Origin of the sequence: Paraburkholderia terricola (assembly GCF_900142195.1) — a bacterium.
GTDB lineage: Bacteria > Pseudomonadota > Gammaproteobacteria > Burkholderiales > Burkholderiaceae > Paraburkholderia > Paraburkholderia terricola.
The window spans coordinates 20,132-42,486 of the sequence record NZ_FRAB01000002.1; the positions used below are offsets into that span (position 1 = coordinate 20,132).

General features: G+C 64.7%; 22 protein-coding genes. 10 read left to right on the forward strand and 12 right to left on the reverse strand.

All coding sequences use genetic code 11. The features are described 5' to 3' along the window. Window positions 1–30 precede the first annotated feature (30 nt). Both BUE39_RS01895 and BUE39_RS01900 read left to right on the forward strand, forming a co-directional pair. Entirely contained in the window at window positions 31–1,575 is a 1,545-nt protein-coding gene (locus BUE39_RS01895) for an FGGY-family carbohydrate kinase (protein WP_073426972.1), read from the forward strand. Then, on the forward strand, window positions 1,572–2,309 hold the full coding sequence (locus tag BUE39_RS01900; protein WP_073426973.1) for an SDR family oxidoreductase: 738 nt from the start codon (window positions 1,572–1,574) through the stop codon (window positions 2,307–2,309). Before BUE39_RS01895 ends, BUE39_RS01900 begins: the two co-directional genes overlap by 4 nt. Here the strand turns inward: BUE39_RS01900 and kynA are convergent, their stop codons facing one another. The 3 genes from kynA to kynB are packed head-to-tail and all read right to left on the reverse strand — an operon-like array spanning window position 2,310 to window position 5,172. Beyond that, window positions 2,310–3,245: a tryptophan 2,3-dioxygenase gene (gene kynA / locus BUE39_RS01905; protein ID WP_073426974.1), complete on the reverse strand. Its 936-nt coding sequence runs from the start codon at window positions 3,243–3,245 to the stop codon at window positions 2,310–2,312. A gap of 10 nt (window positions 3,246–3,255) precedes the next feature. Further along, window positions 3,256–4,506, reverse strand: coding sequence for a kynureninase (gene kynU, locus BUE39_RS01910; protein ID WP_073426975.1), 1,251 nt, complete (start codon window positions 4,504–4,506; stop codon window positions 3,256–3,258). A gap of 27 nt (window positions 4,507–4,533) precedes the next feature. Continuing rightward, entirely contained in the window at window positions 4,534–5,172 is a 639-nt protein-coding gene (gene kynB, locus BUE39_RS01915) for an arylformamidase (protein ID WP_073426976.1), read from the reverse strand. A gap of 131 nt (window positions 5,173–5,303) precedes the next feature. On the opposite strand from kynB, the gene BUE39_RS01920 reads away from it, so the two are divergent. Continuing rightward, entirely contained in the window at window positions 5,304–5,819 is a 516-nt protein-coding gene (locus BUE39_RS01920) for an Lrp/AsnC family transcriptional regulator (protein ID WP_073426977.1), read from the forward strand. 113 nt (window positions 5,820–5,932) lie between these two features. Here BUE39_RS01920 and BUE39_RS01925 read toward each other — a convergent pair whose 3' ends face one another. Then, entirely contained in the window at window positions 5,933–6,442 is a 510-nt protein-coding gene (locus BUE39_RS01925; RefSeq protein ID WP_073427221.1) for a flavin reductase family protein, read from the reverse strand. A gap of 256 nt (window positions 6,443–6,698) precedes the next feature. Between BUE39_RS01925 and msrA the strand changes: the two genes are divergently transcribed. Next, a complete protein-coding gene (gene msrA, locus BUE39_RS01930; protein ID WP_073426978.1) occupies window positions 6,699–7,247 on the forward strand; it encodes a peptide-methionine (S)-S-oxide reductase MsrA in 549 nt (182 codons plus the stop codon). A 63-nt stretch (window positions 7,248–7,310) separates the two neighbouring features. Here the strand turns inward: msrA and BUE39_RS01935 are convergent, their stop codons facing one another. From BUE39_RS01935 to pdxH, 3 genes are all read right to left on the reverse strand, one after another. Beyond that, the gene (locus BUE39_RS01935; RefSeq protein WP_073426979.1) at window positions 7,311–8,531 is read right to left on the reverse strand and encodes a DUF72 domain-containing protein; all 1,221 of its coding nucleotides are present in this window, start codon (window positions 8,529–8,531) and stop codon (window positions 7,311–7,313) included. 111 nt (window positions 8,532–8,642) lie between these two features. Continuing rightward, the gene (locus tag BUE39_RS01940; RefSeq protein WP_073426980.1) at window positions 8,643–9,857 is read right to left on the reverse strand and encodes an SAM-dependent methyltransferase; all 1,215 of its coding nucleotides are present in this window, start codon (window positions 9,855–9,857) and stop codon (window positions 8,643–8,645) included. A gap of 140 nt (window positions 9,858–9,997) precedes the next feature. Beyond that, entirely contained in the window at window positions 9,998–10,639 is a 642-nt protein-coding gene (gene pdxH, locus BUE39_RS01945) for a pyridoxamine 5'-phosphate oxidase (RefSeq protein ID WP_073426981.1), read from the reverse strand. A 256-nt stretch (window positions 10,640–10,895) separates the two neighbouring features. Between pdxH and tcdA the strand changes: the two genes are divergently transcribed. Continuing rightward, entirely contained in the window at window positions 10,896–11,756 is an 861-nt protein-coding gene (gene tcdA, locus BUE39_RS01950; RefSeq protein WP_073426982.1) for a tRNA cyclic N6-threonylcarbamoyladenosine(37) synthase TcdA, read from the forward strand. Window positions 11,757–11,805: 49 nt separating this feature from the next. Here the strand turns inward: tcdA and trxA are convergent, their stop codons facing one another. Next, window positions 11,806–12,654 carry a thioredoxin gene (gene trxA / locus BUE39_RS01955; protein WP_073426983.1) on the reverse strand — a complete coding sequence of 283 codons (849 nt, stop codon included), beginning with the start codon at window positions 12,652–12,654 and terminating at the stop codon, window positions 11,806–11,808. Window positions 12,655–12,743: 89 nt separating this feature from the next. Beyond that, window positions 12,744–13,619, reverse strand: a complete 876-nt coding sequence (locus BUE39_RS01960; protein ID WP_073426984.1) for a pirin family protein — start codon at window positions 13,617–13,619, stop codon at window positions 12,744–12,746. A gap of 174 nt (window positions 13,620–13,793) precedes the next feature. Here BUE39_RS01960 and BUE39_RS01965 point away from each other — a divergent pair, with 174 nt between their 5' ends. After that, window positions 13,794–14,675: an EamA family transporter gene (locus BUE39_RS01965; RefSeq protein ID WP_073426985.1), complete on the forward strand. Its 882-nt coding sequence runs from the start codon at window positions 13,794–13,796 to the stop codon at window positions 14,673–14,675. 109 nt (window positions 14,676–14,784) lie between these two features. Here BUE39_RS01965 and BUE39_RS01970 read toward each other — a convergent pair whose 3' ends face one another. Both BUE39_RS01970 and tsaE read right to left on the reverse strand, forming a co-directional pair. Beyond that, window positions 14,785–16,353, reverse strand: a complete 1,569-nt coding sequence (locus BUE39_RS01970; protein WP_073426986.1) for an N-acetylmuramoyl-L-alanine amidase — start codon at window positions 16,351–16,353, stop codon at window positions 14,785–14,787. Continuing rightward, on the reverse strand, window positions 16,335–16,931 hold the full coding sequence (gene tsaE, locus BUE39_RS01975) for a tRNA (adenosine(37)-N6)-threonylcarbamoyltransferase complex ATPase subunit type 1 TsaE (protein ID WP_073426987.1): 597 nt from the start codon (window positions 16,929–16,931) through the stop codon (window positions 16,335–16,337). The genes BUE39_RS01970 and tsaE overlap by 19 nt, the downstream gene beginning before the upstream one ends. A gap of 17 nt (window positions 16,932–16,948) precedes the next feature. Here tsaE and queG point away from each other — a divergent pair, with 17 nt between their 5' ends. From queG to xerD, 3 genes are all read left to right on the forward strand, one after another. Next, on the forward strand, window positions 16,949–18,190 hold the full coding sequence (gene queG / locus BUE39_RS01980; RefSeq protein WP_073426988.1) for a tRNA epoxyqueuosine(34) reductase QueG: 1,242 nt from the start codon (window positions 16,949–16,951) through the stop codon (window positions 18,188–18,190). A gap of 84 nt (window positions 18,191–18,274) precedes the next feature. Then, on the forward strand, window positions 18,275–18,745 hold the full coding sequence (locus BUE39_RS01985) for a methylated-DNA--[protein]-cysteine S-methyltransferase (RefSeq protein ID WP_073426989.1): 471 nt from the start codon (window positions 18,275–18,277) through the stop codon (window positions 18,743–18,745). After that, complete coding sequence (gene xerD / locus BUE39_RS01990) at window positions 18,742–19,677, forward strand: site-specific tyrosine recombinase XerD (protein WP_073426990.1); 936 nt, start codon at window positions 18,742–18,744, stop codon at window positions 19,675–19,677. The genes BUE39_RS01985 and xerD overlap by 4 nt, the downstream gene beginning before the upstream one ends. 57 nt (window positions 19,678–19,734) lie before the next feature. Here the strand turns inward: xerD and BUE39_RS01995 are convergent, their stop codons facing one another. Beyond that, entirely contained in the window at window positions 19,735–21,297 is a 1,563-nt protein-coding gene (locus BUE39_RS01995) for a class I adenylate-forming enzyme family protein (protein ID WP_073426991.1), read from the reverse strand. A gap of 507 nt (window positions 21,298–21,804) precedes the next feature. On the opposite strand from BUE39_RS01995, the gene ybaK reads away from it, so the two are divergent. Continuing rightward, a complete protein-coding gene (gene ybaK / locus BUE39_RS02000) occupies window positions 21,805–22,296 on the forward strand; it encodes a Cys-tRNA(Pro) deacylase (protein ID WP_073426992.1) in 492 nt (163 codons plus the stop codon). The last annotated feature ends 59 nt before the right edge of the window (window positions 22,297–22,355 follow it).

The following is a 22,355-nucleotide window of genomic DNA, read 5'->3' on the forward strand; positions in this document are numbered from 1 at the left end:
GAACGCGAGCGGCATATAAACGGAGACAGTATGAACTACGTCATCGGCGTCGATATCGGCACGCAGAGCACCAAGGCGCTGCTCGTCGATCAGCACGGCGCGATCGTCGCGCAGCATGCGTCGAGCTATCAGCCGGATACGCCCAAGCCGCTGTGGGCCGAGCAATGGCCCGCGGTGTGGTTCAAGGCGGTGGTGGAATGCATCGCCGCTTGCGTGACGAAGGCGAAAGAGGCGGGCGTCGCGGCGGCATCGGTCAAGGCGGTGTGCGTGAGCAGCCTGTATGGCGGCTCGGGCATCGCCGTCGATAGCGATATGCGGCCGCTCTATCCGTGCCTGATCTGGATGGACCGGCGCGCGACCGATCAGGTCGAATGGGTGCGCGGCAACGTCGATCTCGAACGCCTGTACGCGATCACCGGCAACGGCGTGGACAGCTATTACGGCTACACGAAGATGCTGTGGCTGCGCGATCACGAGCCGGACGTCTGGTCGCACACGCGCTATTTCCTGCCGCCGAACGCGTACATCATTTATATGCTCACCGGCGAGGTCGCGGTCGATCACAGTTCGGCGGGCAATATCGGCGGCATCTACGACATCGCCAGGCGCGACTGGTCCGACGAAGCGCTCGACATGCTCGGCATTCCGGCGACCATGATGCCGGAGCGGCTGGTGGAATCGTCCGAAGTGGTGGGCGGCCTGCTATCGCAATGGACCGAACAACTCGGACTCGAAGCGGGCACGGCGATCGTCGCGGGCGGCGTGGACGCGGCGGTGGCGACGTTCGCCGCGGGCGTCACGCGTGCCGGCCAGCATGTCGCGATGATCGGCACCAGCATGTGCTGGGGCTATATCAACCAGACCGTCGATGCGCGGCATGGCCTGATCAGCATGCCGCACGTGTTCAACGGTCAGCGCGACATCTACGTGTTCGGCGGCGCGATCACGGCGGGCGCGTCGGTGACGTGGTATCGCGAGCAGTTCTGTCATGCGGAGATCGAGGCCGCGCGCGCGACGCCGCATGGCGACCCGCATCGCCTGCTCGAAGAGTCCGCCGCGAAGGTGGCCGCCGGTTCGGATGGCGTGATGTTCCTGCCGTATCTGATGGGCGAGCGCAGTCCGGTGTGGGACGCGAAGGCGAGCGGCGCTTTTGTCGGCCTGAGTTTGTTCCATACGCGCGCGCATCTGTACCGCGCGGTGTTGGAAGGCGTGTCGTTCGCGCTCAAGCACAACATCGAGGCGGGACGCAAAGGCGCGCAGTCGCTGGACGACAAATTGATCGTCGTGGGCGGCGCCGCGCATTCGGATCTGTGGATGCAGATCATCGCGGACATCACCGGCTATCCGGTCTACACGATCGAGCAGGAAGTGGAAGCGGCAATGGGCGCGGCGCTGCTGGCCGGGGTGGGCGCCGGTTTGGTGTCGCCCGAGGCAGCGCAGGGCGGCTGGGTGACGCTGATCGAGCGCGCGCAGCCCGACGCCGCGCGCCTCGCGCTGTACGAAAAGCGCTTCGGCGTTTATACGGACCTTTATCCGGCGTTGAAGCCGGTCATGCATCGGTTGCAATCATCATGAATGCTACTTTCGATTTTTCCGGCAAGTCGATTCTGGTCACGGGCGCATCGAGCGGAATCGGGCGCGCGACGGTCGAGGCGTTGTGCGCATCCGGCGCGAACGTGGTCGCCGCGGCGCGCAACGTCAAAGAACTCGCGCGCCTCGCTGAAGAGACCGGCTGCGAGCCGCTGACGCTCGACGTCAGCGACGAAGCCGCGATCGACGATGCATTGGGCTCGCTCGATCCATTCGACGGCCTCGTGAATTGCGCGGGGATTGCGTTGCTCGAACGCGCGGTGGATACGACGGCCGCCAGTTTCGATCGCGTGATGGCGGTGAATACGCGTGGCGCCGTGCTGGTGGCGAAGCACGTGGCGCGCGGGATGATCGACGCCAGGCGCGCAGGCAGTATCGTGAACGTGTCGAGTCAGGCCGCGCTCGTCGCGCTGGACGATCATCTGAGCTATTCGGCTTCCAAGGCGGCGATGGATGCGGTGACGCGCGCGTTGTGCATCGAACTCGGGCCGTTCGGCATTCGCGTGAACAGCGTCAATCCGACCGTCACGTTGACGCCGATGGCGGTGCAGGCATGGAGCGATCCCGCGAAGCGCGAGCCCGCGTTGCGGGCGATTCCCTTGCAGCGGTTTGCGGAGTCCGCCGAGGTCGCCGCGCCGATCATGTTTTTGTTGAGCGACGCGGCGTCGATGATCAGCGGTGTTTGCTTGCCGATCGATGGGGGCTATACCGCGAGGTGACTACAGCATCGTCCTCACATGCCAAAGCTCGGGAAACAGCACCACGTCCAGCATCTTTCGCAGGTACGGCGCGCCGCTCGTGCCGCCCGTGCCTTGCTTGAAGCCGATGATCCGTTCCACCGTGGTCACATGCCGGAACCGCCACTGGCGAAACGCGTCTTCGAGATCGACCAGTTCCTCGGCCATCTCATACAACTCCCAATGTTGCGACGGGTTGCGATAGACCTCGAGCCAGGCCGCCTCGACGGAAGCATCGTGCGTGGTGGGCTGCGTCCAGTCGCGCTGCAGTCTGGAAGGTGAAATCGCAAACCCGCGACGCGCAAGCAGCCTCACCACCTCGTCGTAGAAAGAAGGCGCTTCCAGCGAAGCCTTCACCTCGGCAAGCACGTCCGCGCGATGCGCGTGCGGCTTGAGCATCTGCTCGTTCTTGTTGCCGAGCAGGAACTCGATCTGCCGGTACTGATACGACTGAAACCCGGAAGAACTCCCCAGGTATGGCCGCATGGCGGTGTACTCGGACGGCGTCATCGTCGCGAGAACGCTCCAAGCCTGTACGAGTTGTTCCATGATCCGCGAGACGCGCGCGAGCATCTTGAACGCCGGCGGCAACTCGTCGCGATGCACCGCCTTCAACGCCGCGCGCAATTCATACAGTGCGAGCTTCATCCACAACTCGCTGGTTTGATGCTGGATGATGAACAGCATCTCGTTGTGATCCGGCGACAGCGGATGCTGCGCATTCAGCACCGTTCCCAGCGACAGATAGTCGCCGTAGCTCATCGATTCGGAGAAATCGAGTTGCGCGTCGTGCCAGCCGTCGCCGGAAGAATCGGACTTCGTGGATGCGCCAGGCGCCGCGGTCTGCCCATGCCCAAACGGGCACCCCTGCGCCGGTTTTTCTTCCGGCAAACCCGGCGTTTGCATGTGATCGGTCATTGCGTGCTCCTCAGGTCACAGCGCCGCGTGCGGCGAATTCAGGCGCGCGCCAGGTCTCGTTCGCGAGCACGTCGCGCAGCGTTTCCACGGCATCCCACACGTCGACAAAGCGCGTGTACAGCGGCGTAAAGCCGAAGCGCAACACGTGCGGCTCGCGGTAGTCGCCGATCACGCCGCGCGCGATCAACGCCTGCATCACCTCATAGCCGTGCGGATGCTCGAAGCTCGCATGCGAGCCGCGCTGCCGATGCGCGCGCGGCGTGACGAGCTTCAGCGGAAACTCGCCGCAGCGCGTTTCAACGAGCTCGATGAACAGATCGGTCAACGCCAGCGATTTCTTGCGGATCGCCTGCATGTCGGTCTGCAGGAACACGTCGAGCCCGCATTCGACCAGCGACATCGACACCATCGGCTGCGTGCCGCACAGGAAGCGGCCGATGCCGTCGTCCGGTTGATAGGTCGGGTCCATCTTGAACGGCGCGCGATGACCCCACCAGCCGGACAGCGGTTGAGCGAAGTCGTTCTGGTGACGCTGCGGCACCCATACGAACGCGGGCGAGCCCGGTCCGCCGTTCAGATACTTATACGTGCAGCCGACCGCGTAATCGGCACCGACGCCGTTCAGGTCGACCGGCACCGCGCCCGCCGAATGCGCGAGGTCCCACAGCGCGAGCGCGCCCTGGTCGTGGATCAGCTTCGTGACCGCCGCCATGTCGTGCATATAGCCGGTGCGGTAGTTCACGTGCGTGATCATCGCGATGGCCGTGTCGTTGTCGATCGCGGTGGGTAGTTCCGACGGGTCGTCGACGAGACGCAATTCGTAGCCGCGATCGAGCTGCTCGATCAGCCCTTGCGCGATGTACAGATCGGTCGGGAAATTCGAGCGCTCGGAGACGATCACGCGCCGCTTCGGATCGCGCGCATTCGCCAGCCGCAACGCGGCCGACAGCAGCTTGAAGAGGTTGATCGAAATCGTATCGGTAATGACGACTTCGTCCTGCTCCGCGCCGATCAGCGGCGCGAGCTTGTTGCCGAGCCGGCGCGGCAACGCGAACCAGCCGGCGCTGTTCCAGCTGCGGATCAGGCCTTCGCCCCATTCGGCGCCGATCACGGTTTGCGCGCGCTGCGCGGCGGCGGCGGGCGCCACGCCGAGCGAGTTGCCGTCCAGATAGATAGTGGCCGGCGGCAGCGCGAACTGGTCGCGCAGGGCCGCGAGCGGGTCGGCGCGGTCGAGCGCCAGTGCTTCGTCACGATGGTTCATGGTGGTCCAGTCGGTCAGGAAAAGCGTTCAGTGGGTGCTGGCCAGCGCGCGCAACACCGCGCGCACCGGGCTCGCGTCGAGCGTGGTCAGCTTCAGCGGCAGCGCGATCAGTTCATAGTCGCCGGGCGCGACGGCATCCAGCACGATGCCTTCGAGTATCGCCATGCGATGCGCGCGCACGCGGTGGTGAGCGTCCATCGTTTTCGATTCCTGTGGATCGAGCGACGGCGTGTCGATGCCGATCAGCTTCACGCCCTTCGCGGCCAGCAGGTCGATGGTCTCCGGCGCGACCGCGCAGAACGCGCTGTCCCAGGCCGCGGTGGGCGCGTTCCTGTAAGTGCGCAGTAAGACTCGCGGCGGCAGATCGTCGAGCGAACCGTTCAGGTGTTGTGGCGTGACAACAGGCGAGGCGCCGATGCAATGAATCACCCGGCAGCGGCCCAGGTAGGCGTCGAGTGGCACGTGGCCGATAGCGGCGCCCTCGGCGTCGTAGTGCAGCGGGGCGTCGGTGTGAGCGCCGGTGTGCGGCGACAAGGTCAGCCGCGCGACGTTGACCGGCGAGCCCGCCTCCATGCGCCACACGCGTTCTATGCCGACCGGCGTGTCGCCCGGCCAGACCGGCGTCGCGGTATCGACGGCGGGGGTGATGTCCCAGAGTGTGTCCATATCTCCATCTGCGGTGTTTTGTCTATCCGGGAATGATAGGTGGCTTGCCGCGAAATGTGATTGCGAAAAAATCTCCTTCTACGCGTTGTCTTGGAACATAATTTGAGTCAAATGGGAAAGGGAGACCGAATATGAACGCGATCTCGCTCGACGCCACCGATTGCCGTATTCTGGCGGTGCTTCAGCAGGAAGGACGCATCAGCAATCTGGATCTCGCGGAGCGCATCTCGCTCTCGCCGTCGGCGTGTCTGCGCCGCTTGCGCCTCCTGGAAGAGCAGGGCGTCATCGAACATTACCGCGCGTGTCTGAATCGCGAAGTGTTGGGTTTTGAACTGGAGGCGTTCGTGCAGGTGTCGATGCGCAACGACCAGGAGAACTGGCACGAGCGTTTTGCACAGGCGCTGCAGGATTGGCCCGAAGTGGTCGGCGCATTCGTCGTGACCGGCGAAACGCATTACCTGCTGCGCGTGCTCGCGCACAACCTCAAGCACTATTCGGATTTCGTGCTGCATCGCCTCTATAAAGCGCCGGGCGTGATGGATATTCGCTCGAATATCGTGCTGCAGACGCTCAAGGAAGATTCAGGCGTGCCGGTGTCGCTGGTGACGAAAACCGGTGGGCATGGCGCGTCGCATAACGATCGTTGAATCCACCGCCGATCGCGCAAGCCCCGAAGTGCCATGCGTGTATCGGACGCTTCCCACATCGCCGGTCATGCTGCATGGCCTACATGTACCGCGTGTAAAACAGGGCGTCGCCTTCAGAGCGGTTTGAGTCCGTGGAACTGGCCGTTCTGGAACACCAGCGGCGACACCTCCGCGACATGCTCATGCACGCCGCAGCGCTCCACCTCGCCGACGAAAATCACGTGGTCGCCTTCTTCGTAGCGGCTGCGGTTATGGCATTCGAACCAGGCGAGCGCGCCGTCGAGCACCGGCATGCCGGTATCGCCTTGCGCGTGCGACACGCCTTCGAAGCGATCCCCCTTCACGGTGGCGAAGCGCTTGCACAGATCGAGTTGCGAGCCGGCCAGCACGTTGACCACGTAGTGGCTGTTGGCGCGGAATACCGGCATCGACGCCGAGCGCGTGGCGAGACTCCACAGCACCAGCGGCGGATTGAGCGAAACCGAATTGAACGAGCTGGCCGTGATGCCGATCAATTGGCCGGACTCCGCACGCGTTGTAATGACGGTGACGCCGGTGGCGAATTGGCTGAGCGCCTGCTTGAAGGCGTTCTGGTCGAAGTTGGGCGGGCTGGCGCGCTTCATCGGATGAAAGCCTTCGACGCAAGCCTTGAGAATCCAAGGCTGAACCCATCGCGCGTGCGGCCGGAAACAAATGATTCGAAAGTCATAGTGAAAATCGTCGATTTGTCCCAATTTTAACTGCAATCGCGGCGGGATTGGCCGCGACCCCTGCCGGTATGTGGAAAACCCGCTAAGCTGGAACGCCGCGATGGGCATGAGCGTTGCGGCCACGCGGGGACCGGCATCGGCCGACTATGAGTCTCAAGGAGCGAGCAGCATGAGTCAGACAGGCGAAGTCGCCACCCTCGGTGGCGGGTGTTTCTGGTGCCTCGAAGCGGTATATCTGGGCGTCGATGGCGTGAACTCGGTGGAGTCGGGCTATGCGGGCGGTCATACGCAGCATCCGACCTACGAGCAGGTATGCGATGGCGTGACCGGCCACGCGGAAGTCGTGAACGTCGACTTCGACCCGGCGAAGATCGGTTATCGCGAGATCCTGGATATCTTCTTTGCGATCCACGATCCGACGCAATTGAATCGGCAGGGCAACGACGTCGGCACGCAATATCGCTCGGTGATCTTCACGCATTCGGACGCGCAGCGCGAAACGGCGCTACAGGCGATTCGCGAGATCGGCGAACAAGGCATTTACGACGGGCAGATCGTCACGCAAGTGCTGCCGCTCGACGGCAACTACTGGCCTGCCGAGGCCTATCATCAGAACTATTTCGCGCAGCATCCGAACCAGGGATATTGCTCGTTCGTGGTGGCGCCGAAAGTCGCGAAGTTTCGCCAGAAGTTCGCGCATCGCGTCAAGGCGAGTTGAGCGGAGCGGTGGTTCGATTCAGCCAGGCGATAGCCAACGAGCCCTCGTTGAGCGAGGGTTCGCCTAGCCTGGTTCGCCGCTTTCGTTTCGTTCATGTTCGCCGGGCGCCGGCTGCATTGGGTCATGCTCATGCTCGTGAGCCAGCCGCGCATACGCCTCGACGATCGCCCGCGCCAGTTCGACGCAACTGAGCGGCGCGGACCCTTCCGCTTTATTGTTGACCGCGATCACCACCGGCTGGCCGGCCAGCGCGTAGCGCGCGGCCAGTTCGGCGAGCGACGCGCGCGTGGCCGGGTCCTGGTCCACCAGTCGATCGAACGGTTCGTACTTCGCCTTCGCCTGTTCGTATTTGAAGCCGCCGTGCAGACTCCAGCGCACGATCAGCGGCCCGGCCGGCTCGCCGTCCAGCAGCGCGAGCGCCGCGGCCTGGCGCAGCGGGTCGGGCATGCGCGCGTGAATGCCGACGCAATAGCGCACGCCCGCCGCCTTCAGCGTGCGGATAAAGCGCGGCGTCAGCAAACTGGCGTCGCGGATTTCGATTGCGTAGCAGGTGCCTTCGGGCAACGTCGGCAATGCCGCGAGGAATTCGGCGAGGCGTTCGATGAACGCCGCCGGCTCGGCCAGCATCTGATCGGGCAACGGCGATAACTGAAACACCAATGCGCCGGCTTTCGCGCCGAGTCCTTCGAGACATGGCGTGACGAAGTCGTCGATCGCCATTTGCGCATTCAGAAAACACGGGTTCAGCGAGACCGGCTCGCCGCGTTCGGCGCGCACGGTGGCGTCGGTGATCGTCATCGGCGCCTTCACGATGAAGCGGAAATGCGCCGGCACTTGCTGCGCGTAGCGCAAATACTCGGTGACGGTGAGCGCCTGATAAAACGACCGGTCGATGCTGACCGTCTTGAGCAGCGGATGCGCGCCGTAGGCCGCGAGACCTTCGCGCGAGAGTTTGCTGTTGCTGTATTCGTCGCCGTAGACGATGCCGTTCCAACCGGGAAACGACCAAGTCGAGGTGCCGAGGTGGACTTGCGGCGGCAGTTCGGCGGCGAGCGCGAGAAGCTCCGGCGAGGGCGTGGCCGCCAGCACCTCGCGGGCGCGGCGTTTTTTGGGGGCGTCGGCGGGAACGGCCGGGCGCTCCGCTTGTGCGATTTGAGCCGCTTTCGATGGCGATGGCGCGGGCTCCACCGGCATGCCGAACAGATCGAATTGCCCAGCCTCGGCTGCCGCGTCATGCTCGCCGTTCACCGGCTCTCCCACTTCACTCGTCCCGCTCCGGTCCATCGATGTTCGGCCTGCTGTTCAAAGGTTGCGCCACGTCGGGCCGCCAATGGACGCCACCCCGTCACGCAACCTGGGTACGCCGCCACGGCAAGTCGTGGCGGCGTACCCGTATCACAGCGGTTTCTCGTACATATAGCGGCGCGACCATGGTAAGGTTTTCGCGCTGCGGCCGGCTTTGCGGCACACCACCTGGTAGATGGACACGTCGTCGTTCTCGAACGCATACGCGCAGCCGGCCAGATACACGCGCCAGATGCGGAATTTTTCGTCGTCGACCAGACTGCGGGCTTCCTCCGCATGCGCCTCGAAGTTCTCCGCCCAGATTTCCAGCGTGTGCGCATAGTGACGGCGCAGGCTTTCCACGTCAACCGCTTCGAGCCCGCCGCGCTGCATCGATTCGAGCGCGAGGCTGATGTGCGGCAGTTCTCCGTCCGGGAACACATAGCGGTCGATGAATTCGCCGCCGCCGAGCGCGGTTTCGCCGCTGTCCGCATCGCTCGACGTGATGCCGTGATTCATCGCGATGCCGTCGTCGACCAGCAGGTCGCGGATCTTCTCGAAGTAGCCCGGCAGATTCTTGCGGCCGACGTGCTCGAACATGCCGACGCTGGTGATGCGGTCGAATTGCCCGACGACGTCGCGGTAATCCTGCAGACGAATCTCGATCTGGCTTTCGAGGCCCGCGGCTTTCACGCGAGCGGTGGCGAGATCGTACTGATTCTGCGAGAGCGTCACGCCCACGCACTTCGCGCCGAATTTCCGTGCCGCACGCAATACGAGCGCGCCCCAGCCGCAGCCGATGTCGAGCAGGCGCTGCCCCGGCTGCAACTGGATCTTGGTGAGGATGTGGTCGATCTTCTTGATCTGCGCGGTGGCGAGATCCTCGTCGCCGTTTTCGAAGTACGCACACGAGTACACCATGTTCTCGTCGAGCCACAGCTTGTAGAACTCGTTCGAGACGTCGTAGTGATACTGGATCGCCTTCTTGTCCGACGCTTTCGAATGATTGAAGTAGCGCCGCACGCGCGCCAGCTTGCTCGCACTGGTGACGGTGCTGCGCGCAAGCTGGTAGCTGATATTGATGATGTCCGACAGCTTGCCTTCGATGTCGATCTTGCCCTTGACGTACGCCTCGCCGAGATTGTCGAGGCTCGGTTCGAGCAGATAGGGCAGCGCCGTGGCGCTTTTGACGTGCAGCGTGACCTGAGGCGCGGCGAACTGCCCGAAGTCATGTTGCTGGCCGTCCCACAGCACAAGGCGCGCTGGCAAGTTCGCCCTCGTTTTTACATCGTCCACCCACTGCGCCAGCTTTTTCTCCCAGAACATGTGATTTCTCCGTGTCTGTTGAACTAAAGCAAAGCTCGTGCGGATCGTTACTCAGTGCGACGCAACTCCCATGCCGCGAGCACGATCCTGCCGCCGCGCGCTGCTGCGTTGGCAACGCGCTGGCGGCGTTGTATCCGGGTTCAAGGCGAGAGGCGGGAGATCAGCCAGTCGCTGCTTTCGCTTGAACGTGTGTAGAGCAGCCGGTCGTGCAGACGCGACGGCCGGCCCTGCCAGAATTCGATGGCCTCGGGGACCAGACGATAGCCGCCCCAGTGCGGCGGGCGCGGCGGCTGGTCGCCGTATTGCAGGCGGATTTCGCGCTCGCGTGTTTCAAGCTGCGAGCGGCTTTCAATTATCTGACTTTGATTGGACGCCCACGCGCCGATGCGTGAACCGAGCGGGCGCGACGCGAAGTACGCATCGCTTTCTTCCTCGCTGGTTTTAACGACGCGGCCCTCGACGCGCACCTGGCGCTCGAGTTCGATCCAGTAGAACAGGAGGCTGGCGTAGGGGTTGGCGGCCAGCTCCAGGCCCTTGCGGCTCTGGTAGTTGGTGAAGAACACGAAGCCTCGTTCGTCCACGCCTTTGATCAGCACAATGCGCGCCGACGGCCGGCCGCGCGAGTCGACCGTGGCCAAGGTCATCGTGTTCGGCTCGGGCAGCCTGGCGTCGACCGCTTGTTGAAACCACGTTTCGAATTGACGGAACGGGTTGCGGTCGACATCGCCAACGTCCAGCGAACCGAGCGAATAATTTTTTCGAAGTTCGGCGAGTGAGGTCATGTTCTTATGCGAACGCTACAGTTCGGCCAGTATAGCTAAGGAGCGAAATCTTTGCGCGCGGCCAGATCAAGGGACCGGACATTGCACCGAGGCATGCCGTCTCGCGCTTGCGCGCCTTTCGTAAAGCCTTCGGTTAGCTGGCGACGCCGCGACGCCCCACGGCCATCCCGACCGACGCGTTCAGGCAAAATACCGACTGCGAGTACCCAGGCGTCGCCCCATTCTGTATTGCCTCTTTTCAACGAGCCTTGTCACCATGTCCAGCACCACCGCGCAATCCGATCTTACTACCAGCGTCGACGGGAGCGAAACCGCCGACCGCGCGCGGCGCTTCGGCGGCATCGCTCGCCTGTATGGCGCGCCGGCGCTCGCCGCGTTCGAAGGCGCGCATGTCGCGGTGATCGGCATCGGCGGAGTGGGCTCGTGGGTGGCGGAGGCGTTGGCGCGCAGCGCGGTCGGCACGCTCACGCTGATCGATCTCGACAACGTCGCCGAAAGCAACACCAACCGGCAGATCCACGCGCTCGACGGCAACTTCGGCAAGCCCAAAGTGGAAGCGATGGCCGAGCGCATCGCGGCGATCAATCCGTTTTGCGACGTGCGGCTGGTGGAGGATTTTGTCGAGCCGGATAACTTCGCGGCGACGCTCGGCGGCGGTTTCGATTACCTGGTCGACGCGATCGACAGCGTGCGCACCAAGACCGCGTTGATCGCATGGTGCGTCGAGAGGAAACAGCCGTTGATCACGGTGGGCGGCGCGGGCGGCCAGCTCGATCCCACGCGCATTCGCATCGACGATCTCGCGCTGACGATCCAGGACCCGTTGCTCTCGAAAGTACGTGGACAGTTACGCAAACAGCATGGTTTTCCGCGCGGGCCGAAGGCGAAGTTCAAGGTGAGCGCGGTGTATTCCGACGAGCCGCTGATCTATCCCGAAGCGGCCGTCTGCGATATCGACGAGGAAGCCGAGCACGTCACGACCTCGCCGGGGCACACCGGGCCGGTCGGTCTGAACTGCGCGGGTTTTGGTTCGAGCGTGTGCGTGACGGCAAGCTTCGGGTTTGCCGCGGCCGCGCACGTGTTGCGGGCGTTGGCGAAGCAGGCGGCAGCAGCTTGAGAGCGCATCCAGGCGCGGCGCACTGGCCGCACCTGAACGGCGGCACGGATCAGAACAGCGACGCGCTCAGCTTGCGCCGCCATTGCGACACGAGTTCCGGCTGATGCGCGGCCAGATCGAACACCGACAGCATCGTCTTGCGGCCGATGTCGTCGCGGAACGTGCGGTCGCGCTGCACGATCGCCAGCAGGTGTTCGAGCGCCCCCGCGTACTTGCGGCGCGCGATCAGCGCGCTAGCCAGATCGAAGCGCGCTTCGAGATCGTCCGGGTTCGACGCGACCCTGGCTTCGAGCGCATCCGTGGGCGGCAGGTCGGCGGCGGCGTCCACGGCGTCGAGCCGCGTCTTGATCGCGTTGAAGCGCGCGTCGATGCCTTGCGTGGTTTTCGGCGACAGCAGATCGACTTCGTCGCGCGCTTCGTCGATACGGTTGTCTTCGAGCAGCATTTCGATGCGGTCCATGCGCGCTTCGTCGAAGCCGGGGTCGTAGGCGAGCGCGGCTTGCAGCGCGTCGTACGCATCTTCACGGCGGCCTTCGGCCAGCGCGGTTTGCGCTTCGAGACGCGACGCGTCCGCGCCTTGCGGCACGAGCCGCTCGATAAACTCGCGCAACTGGCCTTCCGGCAGCACGCCGACGAACTGATCGACCGGCCGGCCGTCGGCGAACGCCATGACGTGCGGAATGCTGCGCACCTGGAAGTGCGCGGCCAGTTCCTGATTCTCGTCCACGTTCACCTTCACGAGCTTCCATTTGCCGGCGGCTTCGGCTTCGAGCTTTTCGAGCATCGGGCCGAGCGTCTTGCAGGGGCCGCACCACGGCGCCCAGAAATCGACCAGCACGGGAGCCAGTGTCGACGCCGTGATGACGTCCTGTTCGAAAGTGGCCAGAGTGGTGTCCATTGCGTCCTCGTCGATAAAACGGTTTATTGACTAGTTGGGGGCGAGTGCCGTGGATTCAACGCGGCGCGTTCGGCCGCGCCTGCCGGTGTTCATTTTCGGGTCGGCAGCGGAATCCATTCGGTTTCTCCCGGCACTTTGCCCATATCCTGATTGCTCCACGCGAGCTTCGCGGCTTCGATCTTCTCGCGCGAACTGGCGACGAAATTCCATTCGATAAAGCGCTCGCCATCGAGTTTCTCACCGCCGAGCAGCATGACGCGCGCCCCCTGCGTGCTCGCGAGCGTGACCGTTTCGTCGAGCGCGAGCACCGCCATCTGACCGGGTTCGAGCGGCGCGCCGTCGATCTCCAGGTCGCCGTCCACGAGGTACACGCCGCGTTCCTCGTGCTCCGGTTCGAGCGCGAAGGCGCCGCCCGGCGCGAACTGCGCGGCGACGTACAGCGTGCCCGAAAACGTCGCGACCGGCGAGGTTTCGCCGAAGGCCGTGCCCGCGATCACGCGCAGCGTGACGCCGTTGCGCTCGACCACGGGCAGCGTGTGGGCGGCGTGATGCGCGAACGACGGCTCGATGTCCTCGTCCTCCAACGGCAGCGCAACCCAGGTCTGGATGCCGTGCATGGTGAGGCCGCTCGCGCGGTCTTCGGCGGGCGTGCGCTCGGAGTGGACGATGCCGCGCCCGGCCGTCATCCAGTTGACGTCGCCTGGGACGATCTTCTGCTCGGAGCCGAGGCTGTCGCGATGCATGACCGCGCCTTCGAACAGATAGGTGACGGTGGCGAGGCCGATATGCGGATGCGGACGCACGTCGAGACCGACACCGGGTTCGAGCGTGGCGGGGCCCATGTGGTCGAAGAAGATGAACGGCCCGATCAAACGCGCAGCCAGGGCGGGCAGCACGCGCCGCACCGTCAGGTTGCCGACGTCGCGCAGATGCGGCTTGAGGACTGCTTTGATCGAGGAGGACATGGGGGGCTCGGCTGGAAGGATGGGTTGGGATTTTGCTCAATGGATGATTCTACTGCGGAGGGCGGAATGCTGACGGATCGAAGCACGTCGGCGCTCCGGCAATCCGTAGCGCGGCCCATCGCTTGCGGCCGCCTCCGCTAAACTGCCGGATTGAACAACCAATCGGAGACTGGGATGTCGCCCAGGGATTTGCTGCTCGCGCTGGTGGTCGTCGTGGCGTGGGGCGTCAATTTCGTCGTGATCAAGGTGGGCCTGCATGGTGTGCCGCCGATGCTGCTCGGCGCGCTGCGCTTCACGCTCGCCGCGGTGCCGGCGGTGTTTTTCGTCAAGCGTCCGCGCATGCCGTGGCGCTGGCTGCTCGCCTACGGCGCGACGATCTCGTTCGGCCAGTTCGCGTTTCTGTTCTCGGCCATGTATGTGGGCATGCCGGCGGGGCTCGCTTCACTGGTCCTGCAGGCGCAGGCGTTTTTCACGCTGATGTTCGCGGCGCTGTTCCTGCATGAGCGCTTTCGCGTGCCGAACATCGTCGGATTGCTGATCGCCGCGGGCGGGCTCGCGCTGATCGGCTTGCAAGGCGGTCACGAGATGACGCTCGCCGGTTTCGTCCTCACGCTGTGCGCCGCGTGTTCGTGGGCGCTCGGCAACATCGTCACGAAGAAGGTGGGCAAGGTCGATCTGGTCGGGCTCGTGGTGTGGGGCAGCCTGATTCCGCCATTGCCGTTCTTCGCGTTCTCGTATGCGTTCGAGGGACCGCAGCGAATCGCCGCGGCGCTCTCGGGCATCAGCGCGATGTCGATTTTCGCCGTCGTCTATCTCGCGTTCGTTGCGACGCTGCTCGGCTACGGGTTGTGGAGCCGGCTGCTCTCGCGCTATCCGGCGAGCCAGGTCGCGCCGTTCTCGTTGCTGGTGCCGATCGTCGGGCTCGCGTCCGCCTCTTTGTTTCTCGACGAGCGCTTGTCCGTCGCGCAAATCGTCGGCGCCTTGCTGGTGATGGCGGGGCTGGCGGTGAACGTGTTCGGCGGCTGGGTCGTGCAGCGTTTGTCGCCGGCGCGTTGAGCGTTGAGCGGATGTGAGACCGGATAGCAGAACGGCCGCGATCGAGCGGCCGTTCTGCGTTGCGCACCAGGGCGCGGCTTGATGCGGGGCGGCGCGACTGCGCGCGCCGTCAAGTCATGCGGTTCTTCGCCAACGGCGGATTCGCCGCGAAATAGCGCTTGATGCCGGTCATGATCGCATCGGCCATCTTCTCGCGATAGGCGTCGTCGTTCAAACGGCGCTCCTCGTCGGGGTTGCTGATGAAGGCGGTTTCCACGAGGATCGACGGAATGTCAGGCGCTTTCAGTACCGCAAACCCCGCCTGTTCGACCGAGCCCTTGTGCAGCTTGTTGATGCCGCCGATCTCCTTCAGCACGAAGTTGCCGTAGCGCATGGAGTCGCGAATCTGCGCGGTGGTCGACATGTCGAACAGCGCGCGGTTGACGGTGGCGTCGGCGGATTTGATGTTGATCCCGCCGATCTGATCCGAGGCGTTCTCCTTGTTCGCCATCCAGCGCGCCGCCGCGCTCGACGCGCCATGCTCGGACAACGCGAACACCGAGGAGCCCTTCGCGTCGGGCGTGGTGAACGCGTCCGCGTGAATCGATACGAACAGATCCGCGCCGACGCGCCGCGCCTTCTGCACGCGCACGTTCAGCGGCACGAAGAAGTCGGCGTCGCGGGTCATCATCGCGCGCATGTTCGGTTGCGCATCGATCTTCGCGCGCAGCTTCTTGGCGATGTCGAGTGCGACGTGCTTCTCGTAAGTGCCCGAGCCGCCGATCGCGCCGGGGTCCTCGCCGCCGTGACCCGGATCGATCGCGACGGTCAACAGACGCACCGTGTTGCTCTTGCCGGGTTTCGGCGTGGTGAAGGCGTAGGTGTCGTCGCCGCCGTTGTCGTCGCCGAGTTTGCCGGCGCTGCTTCCGCCGCTGGCGCCGCCCTTGTTGCGGGCGATCGCGCTCGGCGGCGTGACGGGCGCGGCGGGCGCGGCCGGCTTGCCGAGAATCGGCGGCAGCGGCGCCGGCGCGTGCGGCACGCTGGGCGCGGCAGAGCCGCCGTTCTGCGCATAACGCTCGAAGAACGCTTCGCTGTTGTCCGCGGTGGGCGGTGTGGTGCCGGGGCCGCTCAGCGTGGCGGGCGGCGCGCTGTTTTCATTCAGGTTCTGTTCCTTGCGCTCGGTCTGCGCGAGGAGGTCCATCAACGGATCGGGCGCGACGGCGGGGTACAGGTCGAACACCAGCCGGTACTTGTACGCGCCGACCGGCGGCAGCGTGAACACCTGCGGCTTCACGGAACCCTTCAGGTCGAACACCATTCGCACCACATGCGGCTGATATTGCCCGACGCGCACCGACTGGATCTGCGGATCGTTCGGCGTGATCTTCGACACGAGATCCTTCAGCGCCTGGTCCAGATCGAGGCCGTTCAGGTCGACCACCAGCCGGTCCGGGCCTTGCAGCAATTGCTGCGCGTTTTGCAAAGGCTGATCCGATTCGATCGTCACGCGCGTGTAGTCGCGCGCCGGCCAGACGCGCACGCCGAGCACCGAGCTGGCCCACGCGAGGCGCGGGGCGACGAGGCCGAGCACGAGTGTGGATGCGCCCGCGCGCAGCATCTGCCGGCGCCGCCAGTTATGCGTTGCGGTGGCCGCCGATTCGATCGAGCGGAACGGTTTGATCAACATCTTTCGAGACATGCCTTTCCTGATTCGCTGTGGGCCCGTGCGACGAGTACGCGGCCGTCGCCCGCGTGGTCCAGGTCGAGCGAGAAGACGAGATCCGGCACGCCAAGCAGGCGGCCCGCGCGTTGCGGCCATTCGACGAGGCAGATCGCGCCGCTGTCGAAGTATTCGCGGAAGCCCGCGTCGGCCCATTCGGCCGGATCGGTGAATCTATACAGATCGAAGTGATAGAGCGCGAGTTCCCCATTGGGCCGCGCGAGCACATAAGGTTCGACGAGCGTGTACGTGGGACTGCGCACGCGGCCGGTGTGGCCGAGGCCGCGCAACGTGGCGCGCACGAGTGTGGTTTTGCCGGCGCCGAGGTCGCCGATGAGTTGGACTTGCAGCCCGTGAAATGCCTGGCCGCCGGCAGCGACCGGAGCGTGCCGCCGTGCTTCCTGCGATGCTTCTTGCGCCATGGCGCGCACGCTTTCGATCGCCAGCGCGAAGCGCTCGCCGAACGCGTGCGTGGCGGCTTCGTCCGCGAGCGCGAAGGTGCGTTCGAGCAGAACCTTCGCGGGCGGTTGGATCGCGTGATCGGGATTGACGGGCATTCTCGTAAAATGACGTGATGAACCGAAGTCCGGAGTCCCCTGTGTCCCGCACGCCTGCGTCTGACGACGATGCGCGTGCCGAGCGTCGTTTGGATGAAGCGGCGCTGCATGCGCTCGCGCTGGACATCAAAACGTGGGGCCGTGAACTGGGTTTCGCGGCGATCGGCATTAGCGATACCGATCTCTCCGCCGCGGAGGCGCCGCTTGCAGCCTGGCTGGAAGCGGGTTGCCACGGCGAGATGGATTATATGGCGAAACACGGCATGAAACGCGCGCGGCCCGCCGAGCTTGTGGCCGGCACGCGACGTGTGATTACCGCGCGCATCGCCTATTTGCCCGCGCGGACATTGAACGGAAAGGCGAACGAAAGCGCCTTGCCGGACGTGCCGCCCGCACCCCGAGACTGGCGCGCGGCCGAGCATGCGCGGCTCGCGGATCCGTCGGCGGCGGTGGTGTCGATCTATGCGCGCGGCCGCGATTATCACAAGGTCATGCGTAACCGTTTGCAACAACTGGCCGAGAAAATCGAAGCCGCGATCGGCGTATTCGGCTACCGCGTGTTCACCGATTCGGCGCCGGTGCTCGAAGTGGAACTGGCGCAAAAGGCCGGCATCGGCTGGCGCGGCAAGCATACGCTGCTGCTGCAACGCGACGCCGGTTCGCTGTTTTTCCTCGGCGAGATTTACGTCGACGTGCCCTTGCCGACCGATGCCGAGACCTCGCCCGACGTGGCCCCGGAAACGCCGGGCTCGCATTGCGGCAGTTGCACGCGCTGCATCGGCGCCTGTCCGACCGGTGCGATCGTCGCGCCTTACAAGGTCGATGCGCGCCGCTGCATTTCCTATCTGACGATCGAACTGAAGGGCAATATTCCCCTGGAAATGCGGCCGCTGATCGGCAATCGTGTGTATGGCTGCGACGATTGCCAACTCGTGTGTCCGTGGAACAAGTTCGCGCAAGCCGCGCCGGTCGACGATTTCGACGTGCGGCATGGGCTGGATCGCGCGTCGCTGGTCGAGCTATTTGCATGGAGCGCGCAGGAGTTCGACACGCGCATGCAGGGCAGCGCGATTCGCCGCATCGGTTACGAGAGCTGGCTGCGCAATCTCGCGGTGGGGATGGGCAATGCGCTGCGTGCGTCTTCGGAAAGTCTGAGCGGGGACGCACGCAAGGCGATCGTGGAGGCGCTGCGCTCGCGTGCCGACGACCCGTCCGCCGTCGTGCGCGAGCATGTGGAATGGGCGTTGGAAGCGGCGTAAAGTAGCGGCACTCGAACGCCTGCACGCCATGCAGGTACGCTAGCGAAATCCGAAAAAAGCGCCGCCAGTGAGGAGCAGGCAACCATGTTCAACGCAGTGATCGATGCGCCGTTCGGCAAGGTCGGCATCCGGCTCGAAGGCGATGCCGTGCGCGAGATCGTCTATCTTCCCGACTCGATTGCGAACGTCGCGCCCGAGACGCCACTGGCGAAACAGACGGCCGAACAGATCGAACGGTATTTCGAGCGCGCATCCGCGAAGTTCGACTTGCCGTTGGCATCGGTCGGCACGGCGTTTCAGCAGCGCGTATGGCAGGCGATCAGCGACATTCCGCCGGGTGCCGTGCGCACCTACGGGCAGTTGGCGAAGCAACTCGGCAGCGCGCCGCGCGCGGTCGGTCAGGCGTGCGGCGCCAATTATTTTCCAATCGTGATTCCGTGCCATCGGGTGGTGAGTTCGAGCGGCATCGGCGGGTTTTCGCATCACGCCGAAGACGGCTTCTTTCGCAACGTCAAGCGCTGGCTCCTAGCGCATGAAGGCATTCCATACGCATGAGCGACACTCTGGCTGACGACGCACCCATCGCGTCACCTCTTTTTCTGGCGAGCTCCGCGTCGATCGATGCGTTCTGCGACGCGCTGTGGCTCGAACACGGCCTGTCGCGCAACACGCTCGATGCATACCGGCGCGACCTGCGGCTCTTTTGCGAATGGCTCGCGAAAACCCGCAACACGTCGCTCGACACCGCCAGCGAGGCCGATCTCAATGCCTATAGCGCGGCGCGGCAGAAAGACAAATCCACCTCCGCGAACCGGCGGCTTTCGGTGTTTCGCCGCTACTACGGCTGGGCGGTGCGCGAGCATCGCGCGAAGATCGATCCGACGCTGCGCATCCGCTCGGCCAAGCAGCCGCCGCGTTTTCCGTCGACGCTCAGCGAAGCGCAAGTCGAAGCGCTGCTCGGCGCACCCGACGTCGGCACGCCTTTGGGTTTGCGCGACCGCACGATGCTGGAGCTGATGTACGCGAGCGGTTTGCGCGTCACCGAACTCGTCACGCTGAAGACCGTGGAAGTGGGTCTGAACGAAGGCGTGGTGCGCGTGATGGGCAAGGGCTCCAAGGAGCGCCTGATTCCGTTCGGCGAGGAAGCGCACGGCTGGATCGAGCGCTATCTGCGCGAAGCGCGCCCGGCGCTGCTGGGTGCGCGAGCGACGGACGCGCTCTTCGTCACCAGCCGCGCGGAGGGCATGACGCGGCAGCAGTTCTGGAACATCATCAAGCGGCGCGCTGCGACGGCCGGCGTGCATGCGCCGCTTTCGCCGCATACGCTGCGGCACGCGTTCGCCACGCATCTGCTGAATCACGGCGCCGATCTGCGCGTCGTGCAACTGCTGCTCGGCCACACGGACATTTCCACGACGCAGATCTATACGCACGTGGCCCGCGAGCGCTTGAAGTCGCTGCATGCGCAGCATCATCCGCGGGGGTGAGGAGCGGGCGTTCGCGCCGTGCTGGTTGCGGTTATCGTTGCTGTCGCGACGCTTGCTTCACACGAATTCCCGCAGCCGGTGCTTGAGAATCTTGCCGGTCGACGCCGCCGGCAGCGCGGCGAGCACCTTCACTTCGGCAGGGCGCTTGTACGGCGCGAGACGCTCGCTGCACCACTCGACCAATTCGGCCGGCGTCACCTGCGCACCGGCAATCAGTTCGACGAACGCGACCACCTCCTCATTACCCTCGACCGCGCGTCCGATCACCGCCGATTGCACGACCTGCGGATGCGCGTTCAACACGTGTTCGACCTCGGCCGGATAGACGTTGAAGCCCGAACGGATGATCAGCTCCTTGCTGCGTCCGACGATATGCAACGCGCCATCCGCGTCCTGGCGCGCGAGGTCGCCGGTCTTGAGCCAACCGTCTTGGGTCACGACGGCGCGCGTTTGCTCCGGGCTGCGGTAATAGCCGAGCATCACGTTCGGGCCGTGCACCCATAGCTCGCCGATTTCACCTCGCGCGGCATCGACGCCGTCGAGCCCGACGAAGCGCACCTCGACGCCCGGAATGACTTCGCCGACCGAGCAGTCGCCGCGTGGCGCATCGAGCATGGTGTGCGAGACAGTCGGGCTGCTTTCGGTCATGCCATAGCCATTGTGCAGCGGCAGACCGTAGACGCTTTCGACGCGCGCCTTCAACGCGGCGTCGAGCGGCGAGCCGCCCGAATAGGCAAAGCGCAGATGCGGCGCGCACCACGAATGACCGTGCGTCTCCAGATGTTCGAGCAGTTTGGCGTGCATGGCCGGCACGCCCTGGAAGATCGACACGTGTTCCTCGGCGAGTGCGCGGCGCACGGCTTCCGGCGCGAAGCGCGGCGCGAGCCGCAACGTTGCGCCGGCATGGAGACTGCCGAGGCAAACCGACGCGAAGCCGTACACGTGCGAGATCGGCAGCACGGCATAGACGACGTCGTCGGGGCCGACCTGGCGCAAGCGGCTCGAGATCGCGGCGATGAACAGCAGATTGCGATGCGACAACATCACGCCCTTCGGCGCGCCGGTGGTGCCGGTGGTGTAGATCAGCGCGGCGCATTGGCGGTCGTTGGCGGCTCCGACGGGTTCGGCTTTCGTCGTGGAGTCCACCGTGAACGACCATGCGCCGATGTCCGGCGTGCTGGCCGGCGCCGGTTGCGCTTCATGCCGCTGCGCGTGCTGTTGGGCGTCGGTTGAGCTTTCCACCGCATAGGCAACCACGCGCGGCTGCGCGTGCGCGCGAATCGAGTCGAGTTCCGCTGCGGACAGCCGCGCATTGGACACGAGCGCCCACGCCTCGAGCCTCGCCGCCGCGAACAGCAGCACGATCTGGGCGATGCTGTTTTCGGCGACGATCATCACGCGATCGCCGCCGCGCACGCCCCAATCACTTAGCAACGCGGCGACGGTTTCGACTGCCTGCGCGAGCTGCGCGCAGGTCAAACGACGCGCGTCCTCGATCAACGCGACGTGTTGCGGATCGCGCGCGGCCGCGAGCGCCGGAATCTCGGCGATGCGCGTGGGCAGCGCCGCCAGCAGCGCGGGGATATCGATGGTGGAACGGGTGGATAAGTCAATACTCAACACTGTCTCCTGTCGACCAGAGTTGCCGCTTTAGCGGCTTACTCTGGTCCCATGCAGAGCGGTCGACCAGAGTTGCCGCTTTAGCGGCTTACTCTGGTCCCATGCAGAGCGGTCGACCAGAGTTGCCGCTTTGGCGGCTTACTCTGGTCCCATGCAAAGCGGTCGACCAGAGTTGCCGCTTTGGCGGCTTACTCTGGTCCCATGCAAGGCGGTCGACCAGAGTTGCCGCTTTGGCGGCTTACTCTGGTCCCATGCAGAGCGGTCGACCGGACTTGCCGCTTTACCGGCTTACTGGTCCCATGCAAAGGCGGTCGACCAGAGTTCACGCCAAAGCGCGTTACCCCGGTCCCATTCAAAGCAGCCGACCACAGTTCCCCGCTCTAGCGGCTCGCGCCCGGCGTACACTGCGCCGGAACATTCCCGAACGATCGTGCCACAAGCGCCCGACCCGCACAATTGGCCATTCGGCAAATAGCCGTTGTGCAGACTCGCCATTACAATGCGCCGATGAGCAAATCCAGACACGTCTCCGAAACGCCCGCGACGCAGTTTCTGCGCCGTCACGGCGTCGCGTTCGGCGAGCATCCTTATGATTACGTCGAGCACGGCGGCACCGCGGAGTCGGCGCGTCAGCTCGGCGTGGACGAGCATCACGTCGTCAAGACGCTGGTCATGGAAGACGAGCATGCCAAGCCGCTGATCGTACTGATGCACGGCGACCGCACCGTCAGCACCAAGAATCTCGCGCGGCAGATCGGCGCGAAACGCGTCGAGCCGTGCAAGCCGGAGGTGGCGAACCGTCATTCGGGTTACCTGATCGGCGGCACGTCGCCGTTCGGCACGCGCAAGCCGATGCCGGTCTACGTGGAGTCGAGCATCCTCGAGATGGACACCATCTGGCTGAACGGCGGGCGGCGCGGTTTTCTGGTTAGTATCGAGCCGAAGGTGCTCGCAGATTTGCTGGCGGCGAAACCGGTGCAATGCGCGAGCGTCGATTGACGTTTGCCTGAATGTTTTCCGGGCGGGCGGGTTCGGTAGAATGTGCGCCGCTTTGTTCC